Annotated in this window: 14 protein-coding genes; 10 read left to right on the top strand and 4 right to left on the bottom strand. The window is 70.6% G+C overall.

The genetic code is table 11. The features are described 5' to 3' along the window. Positions 1-336: 336 nt before the first annotated feature. From bcsB to VL15_RS06755, 9 genes are all read left to right on the top strand, one after another. Positions 337-2,649 (top strand): cellulose biosynthesis cyclic di-GMP-binding regulatory protein BcsB, encoded by a 2,313-nt coding sequence (gene bcsB / locus VL15_RS06795; protein ID WP_048244213.1) that lies wholly within the window; start codon positions 337-339, stop codon positions 2,647-2,649. 3 nt (positions 2,650-2,652) lie between these two features. After that, positions 2,653-3,873 carry a cellulose synthase complex periplasmic endoglucanase BcsZ gene (gene bcsZ / locus VL15_RS06790; RefSeq protein WP_048244211.1) on the top strand — a complete coding sequence of 407 codons (1,221 nt, stop codon included), beginning with the start codon at positions 2,653-2,655 and terminating at the stop codon, positions 3,871-3,873. Beyond that, positions 3,858-7,766 carry a cellulose synthase subunit BcsC-related outer membrane protein gene (locus VL15_RS06785; RefSeq protein ID WP_048244208.1) on the top strand — a complete coding sequence of 1,303 codons (3,909 nt, stop codon included), beginning with the start codon at positions 3,858-3,860 and terminating at the stop codon, positions 7,764-7,766. Before bcsZ ends, VL15_RS06785 begins: the two co-directional genes overlap by 16 nt. Positions 7,767-8,060: 294 nt before the next feature. After that, positions 8,061-10,037 carry a cellulose biosynthesis protein BcsE gene (gene bcsE / locus VL15_RS06780; RefSeq protein WP_048244206.1) on the top strand — a complete coding sequence of 659 codons (1,977 nt, stop codon included), beginning with the start codon at positions 8,061-8,063 and terminating at the stop codon, positions 10,035-10,037. Next, positions 10,034-10,243, top strand: a complete 210-nt coding sequence (locus VL15_RS06775) for a hypothetical protein (RefSeq protein WP_048244204.1) — start codon at positions 10,034-10,036, stop codon at positions 10,241-10,243. The genes bcsE and VL15_RS06775 overlap by 4 nt, the downstream gene beginning before the upstream one ends. After that, positions 10,240-11,019 (top strand): cellulose biosynthesis protein BcsQ, encoded by a 780-nt coding sequence (bcsQ, locus tag VL15_RS06770; RefSeq protein WP_048244202.1) that lies wholly within the window; start codon positions 10,240-10,242, stop codon positions 11,017-11,019. The genes VL15_RS06775 and bcsQ overlap by 4 nt, the downstream gene beginning before the upstream one ends. Beyond that, complete coding sequence (gene bcsA, locus VL15_RS06765; protein WP_048244201.1) at positions 11,016-13,553, top strand: UDP-forming cellulose synthase catalytic subunit; 2,538 nt, start codon at positions 11,016-11,018, stop codon at positions 13,551-13,553. The genes bcsQ and bcsA overlap by 4 nt, the downstream gene beginning before the upstream one ends. A gap of 27 nt (positions 13,554-13,580) precedes the next feature. Beyond that, positions 13,581-15,146, top strand: coding sequence for a cellulose biosynthesis protein BcsG (bcsG, locus tag VL15_RS06760; protein WP_048244199.1), 1,566 nt, complete (start codon positions 13,581-13,583; stop codon positions 15,144-15,146). Next, the gene (locus VL15_RS06755; RefSeq protein ID WP_048244197.1) at positions 15,128-15,325 is read left to right on the top strand and encodes a hypothetical protein; all 198 of its coding nucleotides are present in this window, start codon (positions 15,128-15,130) and stop codon (positions 15,323-15,325) included. Before bcsG ends, VL15_RS06755 begins: the two co-directional genes overlap by 19 nt. A gap of 54 nt (positions 15,326-15,379) precedes the next feature. On the opposite strand, the gene VL15_RS06750 is transcribed toward VL15_RS06755, so the two are convergent. From VL15_RS06750 to VL15_RS06735, 4 genes are read right to left on the bottom strand one after another with little or no spacing between them, the layout of a single operon-like run. Beyond that, complete coding sequence (locus VL15_RS06750) at positions 15,380-16,264, bottom strand: pirin family protein (RefSeq protein ID WP_048244195.1); 885 nt, start codon at positions 16,262-16,264, stop codon at positions 15,380-15,382. A gap of 31 nt (positions 16,265-16,295) precedes the next feature. Next, positions 16,296-16,688, bottom strand: a complete 393-nt coding sequence (locus VL15_RS06745) for an OsmC family protein (RefSeq protein WP_048244193.1) — start codon at positions 16,686-16,688, stop codon at positions 16,296-16,298. A gap of 47 nt (positions 16,689-16,735) precedes the next feature. Further along, positions 16,736-18,316, bottom strand: coding sequence for a cation:proton antiporter (locus VL15_RS06740; RefSeq protein WP_048244191.1), 1,581 nt, complete (start codon positions 18,314-18,316; stop codon positions 16,736-16,738). A gap of 25 nt (positions 18,317-18,341) precedes the next feature. After that, a complete protein-coding gene (locus VL15_RS06735) occupies positions 18,342-18,602 on the bottom strand; it encodes a XapX domain-containing protein (RefSeq protein WP_048244189.1) in 261 nt (86 codons plus the stop codon). 275 nt (positions 18,603-18,877) lie between these two features. Between VL15_RS06735 and VL15_RS06730 the strand changes: the two genes are divergently transcribed. Then, the gene (locus tag VL15_RS06730) at positions 18,878-19,564 is read left to right on the top strand and encodes a hydrolase (protein ID WP_048244187.1); all 687 of its coding nucleotides are present in this window, start codon (positions 18,878-18,880) and stop codon (positions 19,562-19,564) included. Positions 19,565-19,580 lie beyond the last annotated feature (16 nt).

Below are 19,580 nucleotides of genomic sequence, written 5' to 3'. Positions count from 1 at the left end.
GCCCCACCGGCAGCAATGGCGAAAATTTTGCCATTCACTCCTCTTGCGCAGCATTTCCGACCGGTCTGAGGTTTTTTTCGCTTCACCGTCGCGAATCGGGGTAAGTTTTGTCCTATTTTTGAGATAGTGTGACGAATACGCGAGTGCCGGTGCCAGGCGCGCGCAACACGACGCAGGGACCGCTAAAGAATCGGCCGCGTTGTTTCGATATATGAATCAGGCCAGTTAGATATGAGGGGAAGCAGTGGGATTGTGCACTCACGGGCATGGCTGCTTTGCGCGCGCGGATTTCGATGCGAATGAAAACCGGACAAGCCTGACGAAGCGGAGCCGCGCATGAAGCCGGCCGCGTCGCTGTTCGTCCTGTCGGTCGCCGCGCTCGGCGCTTTCCACGCGGCCGCGCTGTCGGCCGCGCCGATACCGGCAGTGCCGGCTGCGGTCGGCGCTTCGGCACCCGCCGCCGTTGCCGCCGCGGCACCGCTCGCGGCCGCGCCGACGGCGGCCAGTGCGCCGTCCGCCGGGCTGCCGGCGTCGACCGTACACCTGCCGTTCGCGTCGCTCGGCGCGTTCGACCCGCTGCGCCTGCGCGGCGCCGACGACGCGCGCACGATCAACGCGGGCGTGCGGCTCGACCGCGTGGTCACGGGCGCGCGGCTGCGCCTGACCTACGCGTATTCGCCGTCGCTCGTGTTCCCGATGTCGCACCTGAAGGTGTCGGTAAACGGCGAGGTCATCGCGACCGTCCCGTTCGACGCCGTGCGCGCGGGCCGCACGGTCACGCAAGAGATCCCGATCGATCCGCGCTACTTCTCGGATTTCAACCAGATCGGCCTGCGCCTGATCGCGCACTACACGCTCGACCATTGCGAGGATCCGTCGAACTCGGCGCTATGGGCCGACGTGAGCCCGACGAGCGAGCTGATCCTCGACGAATCGCCGGTCCGCCTGCCGAACGATCTTGCGCTGCTGCCCGCGCCGTTCTTCGACCGGCGCGACAACGGCCGCGTGCGGCTGCCGTTCGTGCTGCCGGCATCGCCCGATTCGGCGACGCTGCGCAGCGCGGGCGTGCTCGCGTCGTGGTTCGGCGCGCTGGCCGACTACCGGCATACGCGCTTCCCGGTGTCGTCCGCGCTGCCGGCCGACGACCAGGCGGTGGTGATCGGCACGGCCGCGACGCTGCCGGCCGGCCTCGCGCTGCCGTCGGTCAACGGCCCGCTGCTCGCGGTCGCCGACAACCCGGCCGCGCCCGGGCGCAAGCTGCTCGTCGTCACGGGCCGCACGGCGGCCGAAGTCGACGACGCGGTCGCGACGCTCGTGCTCGGCCGCGCGGCGCTGTCGGGGCCGTCGGCGACGGTCGCGCACGTCGATCTCGGCGCGCCGCGCAAGCCGTACGACGCGCCGCGCTGGCTGCCGGTGAACCGGCCGATCACGTTCCGCGAGCTCGTGTCCGATCCGCGCGAGCTGGAAGCGCGCGGCACGACGCCCGACGCGATCCGCCTGAACCTGCGCGTGCCGGCCGATCTCCATTCGTGGAACGGCGCGGGCGTGCCGATCACGCTGCGTTACCGCTACACGGCGCCGACGGTGCAGGACAACTCGACGCTCGCCGTCGAAATCAACGACCAGCTCGTGAAGTCGTACCGGCTCGGGCCGGCCCATGCCGAGGACGCGCGCGGCCGCATGCAGCTGCCGCTGCTGTCGGTACCGGAAGGGCGCGTGACGAGCGACGTCGATATTCCGGCGTTTCGCGTCGGCAGCGGCAACCAGCTGCAGTTCCGTTTCACGCTCGATTCGCAGAAGACGGGCCTGTGCTCGAGCACGGCCTCCGAGCCGCAGCGTGCGGCGATCGATCCCGATTCGACGATCGACTTCTCGCACTTCGTCCATTACGCGCAATTGCCGAACCTCGCGTATTTCGCGAACAGCGGCTTTCCGTTCACGCGCTTCGCCGACCTGTCGCAGACGGCCGTCGTGATACCCGACCGGCCGTCGCCGCAGGAACTCGAGGCCTACCTGACGATGCTCGGCCACATGGGCGAGTGGACCGGTTTTCCGGCCCTGCGCGTGCAGGTCGCGCGGCCCGGCGACGTCGCCGCGCTGTCGGGCAGCAAGGATCTGCTCGTGATCGACGGCTCGCCTGCGTCGCCGCTACTCGCGCACTGGCGCTCGGCGCTGCCGCTCGCGATCGGCGAGCAGGAGGGTGCGGGCACGACGCGTGTCGCGTTCACGGTGAAGGAGCGCTGGCGCAACGGCGTCGGCCTGGCCGACGGCGGTGCGCATATCGAACAGACGGGCCCGCTCGCGGCGCTCGCCGGTTTCGAGCTGCCGGGCAGCCATGGTCGCAGCGTCGTCGCGCTGACGGCGACCGACCAGCCGCGCCTCGGCGATTTGCTGAACGTGTTCGAGAACGCCGGCCTCGTGTCGCAACTGCAGGGCGATCTCGCGCTGGTGCGGCCGGGGCAGGTCGACAGCCTGCGTGTCGGCGAGCCTTACGTGGTCGGCTTCGTGCCGTGGTATGCGCGCGTATGGACGCATGCGGCGCGGCATCCGGTCGTGCTCGGCGCGGTTGGCGTCGTCGCGGGGCTGCTGCTCGCGCTCGGCGTGTTCAGCGTGCTGCAGAGAATCGCCGCGCGTCGACGGGGGATGTAACGGATGGCGCGGGTTATGGCGAAGCGACGGGCAACGCAGCCGGCGCGACGCGTCGGCGCGGCGTTCGCGCTGACGGTCGCGGTGGCGTGCGCGACGGCCGGCATGGCTGCTCGCGCGCAGGCCGCGGGGGCCGACGCGGCCAATGCGGGATGCAGCGCGGCATGGCCGCGCTGGGACGCGTTCAAGCGCGATTTCATCTCGGCCGACGGCCGCGTGATCGACGTCGGCTCGGCCGATTCACGCACGGTGTCGGAGGGGCAGGCGTATGGACTTTTCTTCGCGCTGGTCGCGAACGACCGGCGCATGTTCGACACGATCCTCGCATGGACCGAGAACAACCTCGCGCAGGGCGACCTGAGCGCGCATCTGCCGGCGTGGCTGTGGGGCCGTGCGCCCGACGGCGCGTGGCGCGTGCTCGACGCGAACGCGGCGTCGGACGCCGACCTGTGGATCGCATATGCGCTCGTCGAGGCCGGGCGGCTGTGGCACGAGCGCAGCTATACCGCGCGCGGCACGCTGCTCGCGAAGCGTGTGCTCGACGAGGAAACGGCCACCGTGCCGGGTCTTGGCGTCACGCTGCTGCCGGGGCCGACGGGGTTCAAGCTGGCCAATGGTCAGTGGCGCGTGAATCCGAGCTATTCGCCGCCGCAGGTGATCCGCGCGCTCGGCGCGCGCCTGCCCGACGACCGGCGCTGGGCCGCGCTGGCTTCCAGCACCGGGCGCGTGCTGCTCGACACGGCGCCGAAGGGTTTTTCGCCCGACTGGGCGCTGTATCGCGCGGGCACCGGCTTCGGGCCCGATCCGGAGACGCACGCGGAGAGCGCGTACAACGCGATCCGCGTGTACCTGTGGGCCGGCATGCTCGACCGCGCCGATCCGCTTGCCGCGCCGTTGCTCGCGCGTTTCGCGCCGTTTGCGGACGCCATCGCCGCGCGTGGCGCGCCGCCGGAGAAGGTCGATACGACGACGGGCGTCGCGGGGCCGAACGACGGCAACGCGGGGTTCTCGGCGGCGGCCGTGCCGTTTCTCGACGCGCGCGGCCAGCGCGCGCTCGCGGATGCGCAGGCGGCCCGCGTCGATGCGCTCGCGCGCCAGTCGGCGCCCGGCTACTACACGAGCGTGCTGACGCTGTTCGGGCTCGGCTGGCGCGACGGGCGCTACCGGTTCGGCGCGGACGGCACGCTCGACGCTCGCTGGGGAGGCCGTTCGTGCGCCGCCCGCTGAAGCGTGCCGCGCCGCATGTCGCGGGGTTCGCGTGGCTCGCGTCGTCGGTGTGCGCGGCGGCGCCGGGCGCCGCATCCGATACGACGGCGCCGAAAACCGCCGCGCGAGCGACGTCCGTTTCCGCCGACGCGCAGCGCCAACTCGACACCGCGCGGATGTGGGGCGTCAAGCACCGCGACGACCTCGCGCGCGATGCGCTGCGCAAGGGGCTGCTGATCGCGCCGGGCGACACCGAACTGCTGGCCGAGCAGGTGCGCGTGCTGCTGCGGCTCGGCGACGCGAAAGGCGCGCAGGCCGCGCTCGCGCGCCTGCAGGCGCAGTCGCCCGACGGGCCTGCCACGCGGCGGGTGGCCGACGAATACCGCGTCGCGACGAGCGGGCGCGGCGAGATGGCGCAGATCCGCCTGCTCGCGCGCAGCGGCCGCACCGACGAGGCGGCCCGGCGGGTCGTCGCGCTGTTTCCGAACGACGCGCCGTCCGGCGCGCTCGGCGCCGAGTATTACGAGATCCTCGCGAATGCGCCGGGTACACACGACTCGGCGCTCGCCGCGCTGCGCCGCAGGATCGCGGCCGATCCGCAGGACACCAGCGCGGCCATGGCGCTCGCGCGGCTGCTGAACCAGCATGCCGCCACGCGCGCGGAGGCGAACCGGATCGCATGGTCGCTCGCGAAGCGGGACGACGCCGACCATACGGAGGCGATGTCGCTGTGGCGGCGCGTGCTGCAGGCGGCCGGCAGCGATCCCGCGTATCTCGATGCGCTGCAGGCGTATCTCGCGCTCGTGCCGGACGATACCGAATTCCGCGGCCGGGTTGCCGAACTGGACAGCCGGCGCGATGCGCAGCGCCGGCTCGAACGCGATCCCGGCTACATCGCGCAGCAGCGCGGCCTGCAGGCGCTCGCGCGCGGCGACCTGGCGGGCGCCGATCCGCTGCTCGCCCGTGCCGCGCGCGCGCGGGCCGACGATGCTGACGCGGTTGGCGGCCTTGGCCTGTTGCGTCTGCGCGAAGGCCGGCACGACGAAGCGCGCGCGTTGTTCGTGCGGGCCGCGACGCTCGCGACCGACCAGCGCGACAAATGGCAGAGCCTGGCGCGCACCGCGCAGTTCTGGGGACTGCTCGCGCAAGGCCGCGCGGCGGCCGCCGCGGGACGGTCGAAAGACGCCGAGCGCGCGGCGCGTGCCGCGCTCGCGATGCAGCCGAACAGCCCGGACGCGAAGCTGCAGCTCGCCGATGCGCTGCTTGCGCAGCGCGACTGGGCGCGCGCGGAGCCGTTGCTGCGCGAGTTGCTGGCCGCGCGTTCGCCGAGCCTGCCGGCCGTGCGCGGCGCGGCCATGCTGTATGAGAACACCGGCCGCGCGGACCGGATCGGCCCGCTGCTCGACGCATTGCAAGGACGGGTGACGGGCCGCGACGATCGTCGCGCGCTCGACGGTCTGCGCGCCGACCTGCTCGCGGATCAGGCGCGCGCACTCGCGGACAAGGGCGAACGCGGGCCGGCCGCGCAACGCTACGAGGCCGCCGTGCGTGCGGCGCCCGACGCGCCGTGGACACGTTTCGCGCTCGCGCGTCTCTATCGCGACATGGGGCTGCCGCAGCTCGGCCGCACGGTGATGGACGACGGGCTCGCGCAAAGCGATACACCCGAGATGCGCTATGCGACCGCGCTGTATCGCAATTCGGTCAACGACGTCGCGGGCGCGCAGGCCGCGCTCGCACCTGTCGACGACGCACACCGTTCGGACGGGATGCGCGCGCTGGCGCGCAAGCTCGATGCCGAAGGCACGCTGGCCGACGCGCGCGGCGCGCTCGGGCGCGGCGACCGCGTGGCATTTGCCGCGTCGCTCGCGCATGCACAGGCGAGCGCGCCGGACGATCCCGACATGCTCGCCGCGGTCGGCGCGCAGTGGATCGACGCGGGTGAGCCCGATCGCGGCCTCGCGCCGTTGCATGACTGGATCGTCGCGCATCCGAGCGAAGCCGACGCGGACGTGCGGCTGCGCTACGGCGACCTGCTCGGCAGCGCGGGGCGCGACGACGCGCTCGCCGCGTGGCTCGACGCGCTGCGCCGCGAACCGTCGCTGACGCCCGCACAGACGGCGAGGCTCGAGGATCAATCGCTGCGGCTCGTGCTGCGGCAGACGGACGACGCGATCGCGCGGCAGGACTACGTGCAGGCACGCACACAGCTCGATCGCGCGAGCCCGGCCGGCCGCGCGGACAAGCGCTACGCGCTCGAGCTGGCCGATCTGGAACGCGCGCAGGGGCATTTCGGCGCGGCGCGCGACGCGCTTGCACCGGTCGTCGCGCGCACGCCTGACGATACCGACACGCAGCTCGCGCTCGCGCGCATCGACGAGGACAGCGGCAACCGCGCGGCCGCGCTCGCGCGTGTGCAGGCCGTGCTCGCGCGCACGCCGGACGACGACGTCGATACGCAGCTGTCGGCCGTGCGCCGCCTGAACGCGCTGCGCCGTCCGGACGAAGCCGCGCAGGTGACCGACCGGCTGCACGCCGCGTATCCGGCGCGCGCGGACGTGACGGTCGCGGCCGGGCGCGTGGCCGAAGCACAGGGTCGTTATGACGACGCGGCGTCGTTGTATCGCTTGTCGCTGTCGCAGGAACGCACGGCCGGCGTGAGCCCGGGCCGCGACGGCCTGACGCCCGCGCAGGCCGCGTTCGCGGATCTCGAGCAGCGGCGCAACCCCGAGATCGAGACCGGCTGGACGCCCGCGTACAAGTCGGGCGACGAAGGTATTTCGTCGTATCGCGCGCAGCAGGTGCCGATCTACATGCAGCTGCCGATCCGCTACGACGGGCATGTGTTCGCGCAGATCGACACCGTGCACCTGGACCCGGGCACGCTCGATACCAGCGATCCGAACGCCTATTCGCTCACGACGTTCGGGACCTACGCGGCGCTCAAGGCCCAGAGCGGGCTGCCGCCGCCATTTCAGTCGAATCAGTCGGCCGCCGCGTTGATCGCGAATCCGCCGGGCTCGCTGCACCAGACGGCGACGGGCGTTGCGCTCGGCGCCGGTTATCGCACCGATGCATGGCGTTTCGATCTCGGCACGTCGCCGCTCGGTTTCCCCGTGCATTACCTCGTCGGCGGCGTGCGTTATCGCTTCGATGCGGGTCCGGCGAGCTTCAGCGTGAATGCGTCGCGGCGGCCGGAAACGAGCAGCGTGCTGTCGTACGCGGGGATGCGCGACCCGTGGACCGGCGCGGTGTGGGGCGGCGTGCGCCGCGACGGCGTGAACCTGCGCGCGTCGGTCGATGTGGGCCGCACGAACCTGTTCGCGGAACTCGGCGCGGGCGTGCTGTCCGGCCGCAACGTCGAGCGCAACGCGGAAGTCACGCTGCGCACCGGCTTCACGGTGCCCGTGTACGAGCGCGCGACGATGAAGGTCAGCACCGGGCTCGTCGGCAACGCGTGGCACTACGCGCAGAACCTGCGCTATTACACGTACGGGCAGGGCGGTTACTACAGCCCGCAGCGCTACCTGTCGCTCGGCGTGCCGATCGAATGGGCGGGGCGGCACGACGCGCTGTCGTGGGACCTGACTTTCACGGGCGGGGTCTCGAACAGCTACGAGAAGGATTCGCTGTATTACCCGACGTTCTCGGACCAGCGGGCCGCGCAGGTGGCGGCCGGGTTCGTGTACGCGGGCAGCTCGACGCGCGGCGTGTCGTTCTCGTATGGCGTGAACGGCATCGTCGAATACCGCGTGAATCCGCATCTGAGCGTCGGCGCGCAACTGCATGTCGACCGGTCGCACGACTACGCGCCGAGTTCGGCGCTCGTGTACCTGCGTTATGCGTTCGATGCGCGCGCGCAGCGGAGCTGGCTCGTTACGCCGACGCCGGTGCGGCTTTATTCGGATTACTAGGGTCTGTTTCCATATGGAACACACATGCGAATGCCCGAAATCGCTCGTAGGGCAAGAAGTGAGAAGCGCCGTTTGGCCGCGCCAAACAAGCGACGAACGACGCCGCCATACGGGCGATTTCGGGCATTCCCGTGACATGAATTTTTTAATTTGGGGTTGCCACGAGAACGGCCGCTCGCCGCGTTGCGCTCCTTGCGAATACGTCAGTATTCGCGGCGTCGCGCGCCTCGCGAGCGGCCGTTCTCGTGGCAACGCATGTGTGTTCCATATGGAAACAGACCCTAGGGGACCGTCGTGAATACGGAAATCGATGCCACCCGTCCCGCGCTCGGCGCCGCCGGCCTGCTGGGCCGCCTGCGCGCGCTGCTGCGCACGGGGCCGGCCGGCGGCCGCATCGGCACGCTGAGCCGGCTCGCGATCGACGGATTGCCCGACACCTGGACGCAACTGGAAGCGGGTGGCCTGTACGCGATCTACGCGGCCGGCGGCACGCCGGCCTGCGACGCGCTCGTGTGGGAGAGCGTGCGACAGGCGCGCACACGCGACGTGACGGTCGTGCTCGCACGCGATCCGGAGCGTGTCGCCGAACATCTGCAGGCGCGCGGTTTCGCGGGAGGAGCACACCCGGCCGGCTGGCCGCGCAACCTGAACGTGCTGGCGATGCCGGCGGCGGCCGAGCCGGCCGAGGGAGCAGGTGCCGGCGCGACCGGTGCGACCGGCGACGCGCCGCGCCGCGCGGCGCCGGGCCCGTTCGCGCGACTCACGGGCGGCTTGCGCGCGATGAAGCGCTACGGTTTTCGTGCGCGCTCGCTGTATTTCGTCGAAGGCGCGCAGCGCTGGTTCAGCTGGGACGACCCGGTCGCGCTCGCGGACGAAGCGCACGCACTCGCCGACTGGTGCCGCACGCGCCGGATCGCGCTCGTGCTGCTGCTCGATCCCGAAGCGGCCCGTGCGGGCACCGATGTGCGTACCGATGATCCGCCGCTCGTACGCGATGCGGATCGCACGCCGCGCAGCGGTTTCCACGGCGTCTGCTCGGGCGTCGCGCAGATGCAGCGCACGCACGGCGAACTGCTGTGGATCGTCGATTTCTGGCGCGCGGGCGACACGCTCGCGGCCGGCGAAGTGCGACCGCTGCGCTTTGCACCGGGCGGCCGGCTGTCCGCGAGCGTCGATGGCGGCGCGACCGAGCCGGCGCACCGGATGAAGCTGGCGAGCGACGAGGATCGCGTCGTCGTCAGCCGCGCGGTGCTCGACGGCGCGACTCGCGTGCCCGGCGACTGGGAAATCGTCGACGACAACGCAGCCGTCGTCGCGGCCTGCGCGCAAGCCCAGGCCGCGACCGCGGTGCTCGTGTTCCGCTCGCATGCGCAGCTCGAAGCGTTGTGCGCCGACGTGCACGCGCTGCGCCGGCAGTGCGGCGGCGCGCTGAAGATCGCGGTCGTCGAGCGCGGCGAGGTGCTGCGCCAGCAGTTCGAGATGCTCGTGCTGAGCGTCGGCGCGAACCGCGTCGTCGCGCGCGACCTGCCGGTATCGCGGATGCAGGCCGCCGTGCACGCGCTGCGCGGCCAGCTCTATGCGCGGCCCGTCGCGGCCGACTATCGCGCGGCGCTCGCGGCCGCGCTCGGCGATTCGGTGCTCGGTTATCTGCCGGTCGGCGCGTTCTGCCTGCGGATTCGCGCGGTGCTCGATCGCGGCGCCGTGCTCGCGCTGCCGCACACGCTCGCGAAAATCACGCTGCTGCCGGGCGTGTCGCACGTCGACGCGCTGCGGCATTGCCGGCCGCGTCGCGCGGGCGACGTCGTGACGGCCGATGCCGGGCACCTGTACGTGTTCCTGTTCGCGTGCGAGCCGGTCGATGCCGACGACGCGCTTGCGCGAATCTTCGACGCACCGGTCGACTCGCTGTCCGACCGCGTCGTATGCCTCGGGCAGGGCAGCATCGACACGGAGCTCGATGCGCTGAAGGCCGAGAACCGGCGCGCGCCGATCGCCGACTACAGCGACCTGTTCGCGGTCAAGCAGCCGGCCGGTGCGGCGCGCACCTCGGCTGCGCGCGCCGATTCCGGCGCGGCGTTGCCTGACGCGAGCGAGGTGAGCGATGCGGTCGATGCAATCGATGCCATCGTGTCGCTCGAGGCGATCGGTGCGATGCCGGCGCTCGCGCACCTGGCCGCCGACGCACCGGCCCCGCATCCCGTCAATCCCGCCGCGCGTGCGCGCGGTGCCATCCGCAGCGCGATGCCGCTGCGCAATCCGGAGGGCGCATGATCGCCGAACTCGTCATCGGTTTCATCGTCGGCATCGTGATCGCGGTGCCCGTCTGGATCGTCGCGCAGCACCTCGGCATCGGCCGCGGCTTTCATGCGCCGCGCGGGATCGACCGGCGCGACGCGGTGCCGTGCGAACTGGTGCCGGTCGCGCTGCGCGGGCGGTTGCTACCCGGCGCCGAGCGCGGCGACGAGGCGACCCGATGAAGACGATCGCCATTACGTCGACGACGGGCGGCGCGGGTCGCACGACGCTCGCGGCCGCGCTCGCGGTGCTGCTCGCGCGCCGCGGCCGGCCGGTCGTCGCCGTCGAATTCGATGCGCAGAACCTGATGGGCGCGACGCTCGGCCTCGACACGCTGGCCGAACACGGCCTCGCACAGAGCGTGCTCGGCGGCGCCGAGCCGTGGCACGCCCACACGTGGTGCAATGCCGACGGCGTGCTGTTCGTGCCGTACGGGCAGGTCGACGCGGCCGGCGCCGCCGCCTGCGATGCGCGGCTCGTGGCCGACCGCGCGTGGCTGTCGCGTGCGCTCGACGAGATCGGGTTGCCGGCCGACGGCGTCGTGCTGGTCGATACCGCGCGCTATCCGTCGCCGCAGGCCGAGCAGGCGATTCGCTGCGCGGACCTGACGCTGGTCGTCGTGCCCCCCGAACCGACCGCGTGCGCGACGACCGCCGCGCGGCTCGGCGCGCTCAGGGCCGGCGGCGGCGATCTGCAGATCGTCGTGAACCGGCTGAATCCGGCGCGCGACATGCAGCGCGATGCGCTCGCGATGCTGCGCGCGGTCGCGGGGCCGGGCTCGATGCTCGACCAGCGGATTCACGTCGATGCGGCCGTGCCCGAAGCGCTCGCGCGCGGCAGCTGGATCTTCGACGACGCGCCGTATTCGCAGGCGTCGCACGACCTGAATGGCATCGCGAACTGGGTCGATACGTGGCTGGCCGCCGGTGCGGCCGGTCGCAGCGGAGCGGTGCGATGAAGGCCGCGCGCATGCCGCGACTGCGCGCGTTCGGCCGCCGTGCGGCCGACTGGTTCGCGCGTGGCATCGGGCTGCCGGCGGAACGTACGCGGATCGACTGGCTCGTGCGGCTGTTTTTCCACGTGCCGCCGACGGGCCGCCCCGATCATGTGCGCCGCTGGGTGCGCGTCGCGTTCCTGCGGCTCGCGCACGAGTGGGGCGTGCTGCAGCCGCTCAGCGCGCGCGAATGGCTGTGGCGCTCGATCGTGCGCGCGCCGCGCGCGGCCGACGGCCGGCCCGCGCGCGATCCGCTCGCGTGGTTCGACAAATTCGTCGTGCCCGTCTACGTGGCCGGGCGCGCGGTCGGCCGGCGCGTCGACGCGTTGCTCGAACGCCTGCCGTGGGTGCGCTGGGGCGGCTGGCTCGATGCGCGCGCGAACGGCGTCGGCCGGCGCCGCTGGCTCGCGCCGCTGCTGCTCGTGGTCGGCGCGCTGCTGTGGGCCGCGGCCGGGATGTCGCCGCTGATGCCCGGCGCGCAGTTCGCGTTCTTCGCGATCGTCGCGGTGCTGGCGCTCGCGCTGCGCCGCCTGCCGGGTCACCTGCCGACGCTCGCGCTCGCGTCGCTCGCGTTGCTCTCGACGGTGCGCTACGTGTGGTGGCGCACGACACAGACGCTCGATTTCCGCGGCCCGGTCGAGGCGATCGCCGGTTACATGCTGTACGGCGCGGAAGCCTACACGTGGATGATCCTGCTGCTCGGCTTCGTGCAGACCGCGTGGCCGCTCGACCGGCCGATCGTGCCGCTGTCCGACGATCCCGACACCTGGCCGACCGTCGACATCTATATCCCGACCTACAACGAGCCGCTGTCGGTCGTGAAGCCGACGGTATTCGCCGCGCAGAGCATCGACTGGCCGACGGCGAAGCTGCGCGTGTACCTGCTCGACGACGGCCGGCGCCCCGAGTTCGCGGCGTTCGCGGCCGAAGCCGGCATCGACTACCTGACGCGCGACGACAACCTCCACGCGAAGGCCGGCAACATCAACCGCGCGCTGCCGAAGACGCACGGCGAATACATCGCGATCTTCGACTGCGATCACGTGCCGACGCGCTCGTTCCTGCAGACGACGATGGGCGTGTTCCAGCGCGACCCGAAGTGCGCGCTCGTGCAGACGCCGCACCATTTCTTCTCGCCCGATCCGTTCGAGCGCAACCTCGGCACGTTCCGCGAGATCCCGAACGAGGGCAACCTGTTCTACGGGCTCGTGCAGTCAGGCAACGACCTGTGGAACGCGACGTTCTTCTGCGGATCGTGCGCGGTGCTCAAGCGCAGCGCGCTGGAGGAGGTCGGCGGCGTCGCGGTCGAGACCGTCACCGAGGACGCGCACACGGCGCTCAAGCTGCACCGGCGCGGTTATACGTCGGCGTACCTGCCGACCGTGCAGGCGGCCGGCCTCGCGACGGAGAGCCTCGCGGGCCACGTGAAGCAGCGCACGCGCTGGGCGCGTGGGATGGCGCAGATCTTCCGCATCGACAACCCGTTCCTCGGGCGCGGGCTCGGCCTGATCCAGCGGATCTGCTACGGCAACGCGATGCTGCACTTCTTCTACGGGATTCCGCGGCTGGTGTTCCTGACGATCCCGCTCGCGTACCTGTTCTTCCACCTGTACTTCATCAACGCGTCGTCGCTCGCGCTCGCGAGCTACGTGATCCCGTATCTCGTGCTCGCGAACGTCGCGAACTCGCGGATGCAAGGGCGCTACCGCCATTCGTTCTGGGCCGAGGTCTACGAATCGGTGCTCGCGTGGTATATCGCGCTGCCGACCACCGTCGCGTTCTTCAGCCCGAAGCACGGCAAGTTCAACGTGACCGATAAGGGCGGCAAGATCGACGAAGGGTACGTCGACTGGTCGACGTCGAAGCCGTACCTCGTGCTGTTCGGGCTGAACGTGCTCGCGATCGCGGCCGGGTTGTGGCGGCTCGTGGCCGACCAGGGCGACGAGGCGTCGACGATCCTGATCACGCTCGGCTGGACCGTGTACAACCTCGCGATGCTCGGCGCGGCGCTGGCGGTTGCGCGCGAGACCAAGCAGGTGCGCGTCACGCACCGGATCGCGATGCGCGTGCCGGCCACGCTGCTGCTCGCCGACGGAACGACTGCCGCGTGCTTCACGAGCGACTACTCGACCGGCGGCCTCGGCCTCGAAGCAGTACCGGGGCTGCCGCTCGCGGTCGGCGACACGCTGACGGTGTGCGTGACGCGCGGCGACCGGCCGTTCCCGTTCCCGGTGCGCGTGAGCCGCGTGACGCCGACCCACGTCGGCCTGAGCTTCGAGGAACTGACGCTCGAACAGGAGCGGCAGCTCGTGCAATGCACGTTCGGCCGCGCGGATGCGTGGCTCGACTGGCACGAAGGTCAGCGCATCGACACGCCGCTCGGCGGCCTGAAGGAAGTGCTGCGCGTCGGCGTGGACGGTTATGTACGGATGTGGAAGGGTACGGCGCGCGGCTTGCAGGCCATGCTGGCGCCGAAGCTCGATCGGGCGCGCGACTGACGCGGCGCTCATCATGGAGTGGGTTAGATGACGTTCTGGAATCTGTATTTCATCCTGAAGTTCGCGCTGTTCGCGACCGGGCACCTGCAGCCGCTGTGGCTCGCGAACCTCGCGTTCGCGGTGGCGCTTGCGGCGAGTGCGCCGATCCGGCGACGCGCGTGGCGCATCGTGCGACAGGTCGCGGCGATCGCGATCGCGGTGCCGCTGCTCGCGCACGAGCTGCATGCGCCGCCGCTCGCCCGTCTCGCCGAGGCCGCGCGCGAAATGAGCACGTTCCGGTTCGACTACTGGATGGAGCTGCTGCCGCGCCTGCTGCCGCCCGTGCTGCTGCTGACGGTGGCCGGCGCGCTGATCGTCTATTTCGTCGTCAATCGCTGGCTGCGCGTCGCGACGTTCGTGCTGGCCGTGCTGATCGTGATGCCGCTGTGGCAGGCCGGCAGCGGGCTGATGGCGCGCGTCGTCGCACCGCTCCCGCAGCAGGCGAACGTGACGGGCACGACAACGATGGGGCGCGCCGACCAGCCCGAGGATCACAACGCCGCGCTCGCGACGTTCCGCGCGCAGGAGTCGCAGCGGCAGGTCGCGTTCGGCCATCTCGGCAACGATCCGGCCGCGCAGTTCGACGTGATCGTGCTGCACATCTGCTCGCTGTCGTGGGATGACCTCGATGCGGCGAAGGTGCGCAATCACCCGATGCTGAGCCGCTTCGACTACCTGTTCACGAACTTCAGCACGGCCGCGAGCTACAGCGGCCCGGCGGCGATCCGCGTGCTGCGCGCGAGCTGCGGGCAGGAGGCGCACGAGGACCTGTACAAGCCCGCGCCGCAGCAATGCCAGCTGTTCGCGCAGCTCGCGGGCGCCGGCTATACGGTGCAGTCGCTGCTGAACCACGATGGCCACTTCGACAACTTCCTGCAGGTGATCCACGACAATATCGGGGTGGCCGACGCGCCGATGATCTCGAACGCGGCCGCGCCCGATGCGATGCATGCGTTCGACGGCTCGCCGATCAAGGACGACTACGCGACGCTCGCGAACTGGTATGCGCAGCGCGCGGCGGTGCCGGGCCCGGTCGCGCTGTACTACAACACGATCAGCCTGCACGACGGCAACCGCGTGGTCGGCAGTTCGTTGACCAGCATCGACTCGTATCCGCAGCGCGCGACGAAGCTGATGAGCGACTTCGACCGTCTCGCCGACCTGATCGCGCAATCGGGCCGCCGCGCGGTGATCGTGTTCGTGCCCGAGCACGGCGCCGCGCTGCGCGGCGACAAGAACCAGGTCGCGGGCCTGCGCGAAATTCCGACGCCGCGCATCGTGCACGGGCCGGTTGGCGTGCGGCTCGTCGGCTTCGACGGCAATCACGGCGCGACGACCGTGATCGAGCAGCCGACCAGCTTTCTCGCGCTCGCGCAATTGCTGTCGAACCTCGTGTCGAACAGCCCGTTCAAGCCGGGCACGACGCTCGCGCAATACGCGGCCGACCTGCCGCGCACGCGGATGGTGGGCGAGAACGAAGGCACGGTGACAATGCAGACGGCCGCGGGTTACGCGGTGAAAACTCCGGACGGCGTATGGATCGACGAACAGTAATCCTTCCCGGCGAAAGCGACGACGATCGCCTGTCGCAGCCGAACGACGTGCTCGGTCTCGCGCGGCATCTGCCGGCGCTCGACCCCGAACGTTATGTCGACGAGCAGGCGCGCCGCGCGTTCGTCGAGTCGCTCGATCGCTGGCCGACGCTGGCAAAACTGATGGGATTGAAGCGGTAAACGCATGACGGCCGGCATGCGTGCCGGCCGTCGTTGGCTTGCGATCGGACCGCTTTAGTGCGCGTTGCGTTCCGGCTGGCGCGTCCACGTGTCTTCTTCGCCCGGCACCTTGCCGAACGTCTGCGCGGCCCACGCGACGCGGGCCGCTTCGATCTTCGCGCGCTCGCTCGACACGAAATTCCATTCGATGAAACGCTCGCCCGGCAGGTGTGCGCCACCGAGCAGCATCACGCGCGCGCCGTTCGCGCTGGCGAGCGTCACGGTGGCGCCCGGTTCGAGCACGGCCATCGTCGCGGGAGCGAGCGGCGTGCCGTCGATGGTGAGGTCGCCGTCGACGAGATACACGCCGCGTTCGTCGTGCTCCGCATCGAGCGCGAGTTGCCCGTCCGCCGCGAATTCCGCATACGCATAGAGCGTCGGCGAGAACACCTCGACCGGCGACGTGAGCCCGAACGCGCTGCCTGCAATCACGCGCACGCTTGCGCCGTCGCGCGTGAACGACGGCAGCGTGTCGGCCGGATGATGGACGAACGCGGGCGCGGTGTCCTCGTGCTCGACCGGCAGCGCAACCCAGGTCTGGATTCCGTGGACGGGCTGCTCGTGCGGCCGGTCCTCGTCGGGCGAGCGCTCCGAATGAACGATACCGCGCCCGGCCGTCATCCAGTTCACGTCGCCGGGCACGATCTTCTGCCGGAAGCCGAGGCTGTCGTGATGCATCAGCGAACCGTCGAACAGGTAGGTGACGGTCGCGAGCCCGATGTGCGGATGCGGCAGCACGTCGATGCCGCGCCCGGCCGGCAATACCGCGGGCCCCATCTCGTCGAAGAAGATGAACGGGCCGACGAGCCGCGCGGCGCGCGCGGGCAGCACGCGACGCACGACGAGGTTGCCGATGTCGCTTTCGCGCGGCGTGAGCAGGGTCTTGATCGATGCAGACATGGAGAGGATCTCGTGGTCGATGCGGGGTGCGTCAGGCGATCGCGGTATCGATCGTGATCGGATGCGTGAGGATCTTGTGCACCGGGCACGCGTTCGCGATCTGCAGCAGACGCTCGCGCTGTTCGCCGGACAGGTCGCCGTCGAGCGTGATGCGGCGCACGATCGTGCTGCCCGCGTTGCCCGATTCGTGCGCGAGCTTCACGTGCACTTCGGCGAGCGGCCAGCCCTTGCGTTGCGCATACATCTTCAGCGTGATCGCGGTGCAGGCGCCGAGGCTCGACAGCAGCAGCGCGACCGGGGTCGGTGCCGCATCGCCGCCGCCGAGCGGCGCCGGTTCGTCGGCGCGCCACTGGTGGACGCCATCGCTGAAGTGGACGAGGTAATCGACGGAGCCGATGCTCGCTTCGACGGACAGTTCGCTCATTGCAGTTCCAGGTGGGGAAGGGGGAGGACCGGCGGCGTGGCCGGGCGTTACGGTTCGAGCAGCCGCTGCAGCCGCAGTTCCTCGAAATCGAGCTCCGATTCGATCCGGTGCAGCACGGCGTCGTCGACCTTGCCGTCGCGATGCAGGTCGAGCAGTGTGCGGCGCGATACGCCGACGAGTTCGAGTTCGACGCGCAGCATCCGCGCGCGCACGCCGGCCGGCTCGGCGCCTTGCCGGTGCGCACGTTCGTTGAACGTGACGCGGCTCCGGTATTCGGCGAGCAGGCGGTCGAGCGATGCACGTTCGAGGTTCGATCCGCGCTGCTCGAGCGCGTCGAGTTCGGCGAGCGCCGCGCCGAACGTCTGCGCGCGCACCGCATGCTCGGACATCGTGTGCCGCGCCGCCGGCCGCAACTTCAGCACGCGGATCAGCGGCGCGAGCGTGCCGCCCTGCACGACCAGCGTTGCGATGATCAGCAGGAACGTGCTGAACAGGATCAGGTCGCGGCCGGGGAAGTTGCTGGGCAGCGCGATCGCGGCCGCGAGGCTCACGACGCCGCGCATGCCCGACCAGCCGAGCACGACGGCCTCGCGCCACGACCACGGCGGGTGGCCCGCGCGGGGCGCGCGCAGGCGGCCCGGCAGCCACATCGCGACGAACACCCATACGACGCGCGCGGCGATCGCGGCGGCGGTGGCGGGCAGTGCGACGCGCAGGCCGGCCATCAGCACCGCGCCTTCGTGGTTCACGCGCGCGAGGATTGCGTGCAGCGCGAGCCCGATCAGGATGAACACGAGCGCGTCGAGCAGGAACACGATCGCTTCCCACGTCGCTTTCGCCTTGATGCGCATGTCGGCGTCGAACACGCGATGCTGGCGCACGCCGAGCACGAGGCCGCAGGTCACCACCGACAGCACGCCCGAACCGTCGACGGCTTCCGCGACGCCGTAGCTGCCCCATGCCATCAGGAAGGTCACGACGATACCGAGCATCGGGTCACGCAGGCGCGGCAGTACCCAGGACATCGCATGGCCGCACGCGAGGCCGACCGCGATGCCGATCAGCGTCAGCGAGAAGAACAGGCCGGTGGCGCTCGCGGCCGTGATCGACACGGCGAGTGCGGCCGACACGGCCATCTGGTACAGCAGCAGGCCTGACGCATCGTTGACGAGGCTTTCGCCTTCGAGCACCGCGACGAGCCGCGCGGGCAGCGGGTGGCGCTGCAGGATCGCCTTCGCGGCGACCGCGTCGGGCGGCGACACGATCGCGCCGAGCGTGAAGCACGCGGCCCACGGCAGCGCCGGGTTCGCGGCGTGCACGGCCAGCGCCACCGCGACGGTCGTGAACGCCACCGCGCCGAGCGCGAGCGACGCGATCGATGCGAGCTCCTGCCGGAATTCCTTCCACGCGGTGTAGAACCCGCTCGACATCAGCAGCGGCGGCAGCACGGCCGCGAGCAGCAGCGCCGGGTCCATGTCGGGCACGCGCTTGCCGGCGACCGCCACCACGCAGCCGCCGAGCAGCAGCACGACGGCCGGCGGAATCGAGATCCGTTCGGCGAGCCACGTGAGCGCGCCCGCGCCACAGATCAACAGCAGCAGGTACTGGAACAGCTCGACGTTCGTCATGCGCGGCTGGCGGCGATGGAGGGCATCACGACGGCTTGCGGTCGTTCGCGGCGCCGCCCGGCAGCGTGCCGAACATGTGCTGGCTGCACTGCGCGTCGCGCCACGCGGTATTGAGCCGATGGCCCGCGAACATGCGGCGCGCGACGGGCAGGATCTGTTCGCCGGCCAGCATGCCGAGCAGGCCGGTGAGCGCGATGATCGGCGGCGCCGGCGAATTCACGCCGATCGCGCCGTAGATGGCGCCGGCGAGGAGGCCGGCGAGCAGCGACAGGAAATACGGTTTCATGGTGAGGTCCCGTGATGGCCGACGAGCGGTGTGGTGTACGCCGTCAAGATCCTGAAAGCGTATCGGGTTTGCGTGAAGAAAAAAAGGGCGGGTAGCCCGGAACGGGCATCGATTCCGGAATCGCATCGATTCCGTTTCTTGGATGTTCGCGCCGCGCGTTTGCGGATTAAATATTTCGAGCCGGATGACGATCCGGCGCCGACCCGCACCCGGCTCCTCCCGTTTCGACGGTCGAGGCAGGCCCCTCTTTTCCCGTTCACAGGACGACCCGCGCCATGAGCAACCCGAAGCTTGAAGTACTGACTCCGCAGAACAGCCAGCTGATCTTCATCGATCAGCAGCCGCAGATGGCGTTCGGCGTGCAATCGATCGATCGCCAGACGCTGAAGAACAACGTCGTCGGGCTCGCGAAGGCGGCGAGGGCGTTCGACGTGCCGACCACGATCACGACGGTCGAGACCGACAGTTTCTCCGGCCACACCTTTCCCGAACTGCTGGATGTGTTTCCGAACCGGCCGCTGCTCGAACGCACGTCGATGAACTCGTGGGACGACCAGAAGGTGCGCGACGCGCTCGCCGCGAACGGCCGCAAGAAGGTGATCGTCGCGGGCCTGTGGACCGAAGTCTGCAATACGACGTTCGCGCTGTGCGCGATGCTCGAAGGCGGCTACGAGATCTACATGGTGGCCGATGCATCGGGCGGCACGTCGAAGGATGCGCACGACTTCGCGATGCAGCGGATGGTGCAGGCCGGCGCCGTGCCCGTCACGTGGCAGCAGGTCGTGCTCGAGTGGCAGCGCGACTGGGCACGCCGCGACACGTACGACGCGGTGATGGCGATCGTGCGGGAGCACTCGGGCGCGTACGGGATGGGTGTCGACTACGCGTACACGATGGTCCACAAGGCCGCGCAGCGCACCGCGACGCCGCACGAATCGCTCGCGGCCGTGCCGGCGAAGTAACGGGCGCCGGCCGTGG

This window comes from Burkholderia cepacia (assembly GCF_001039005.1).
GTDB classification, from domain to species: domain Bacteria; phylum Pseudomonadota; class Gammaproteobacteria; order Burkholderiales; family Burkholderiaceae; genus Burkholderia; species Burkholderia theae.
Note: the sequence above shows the minus strand (reverse complement) of the source record. Positions and strands in the feature narration are given on the sequence as shown.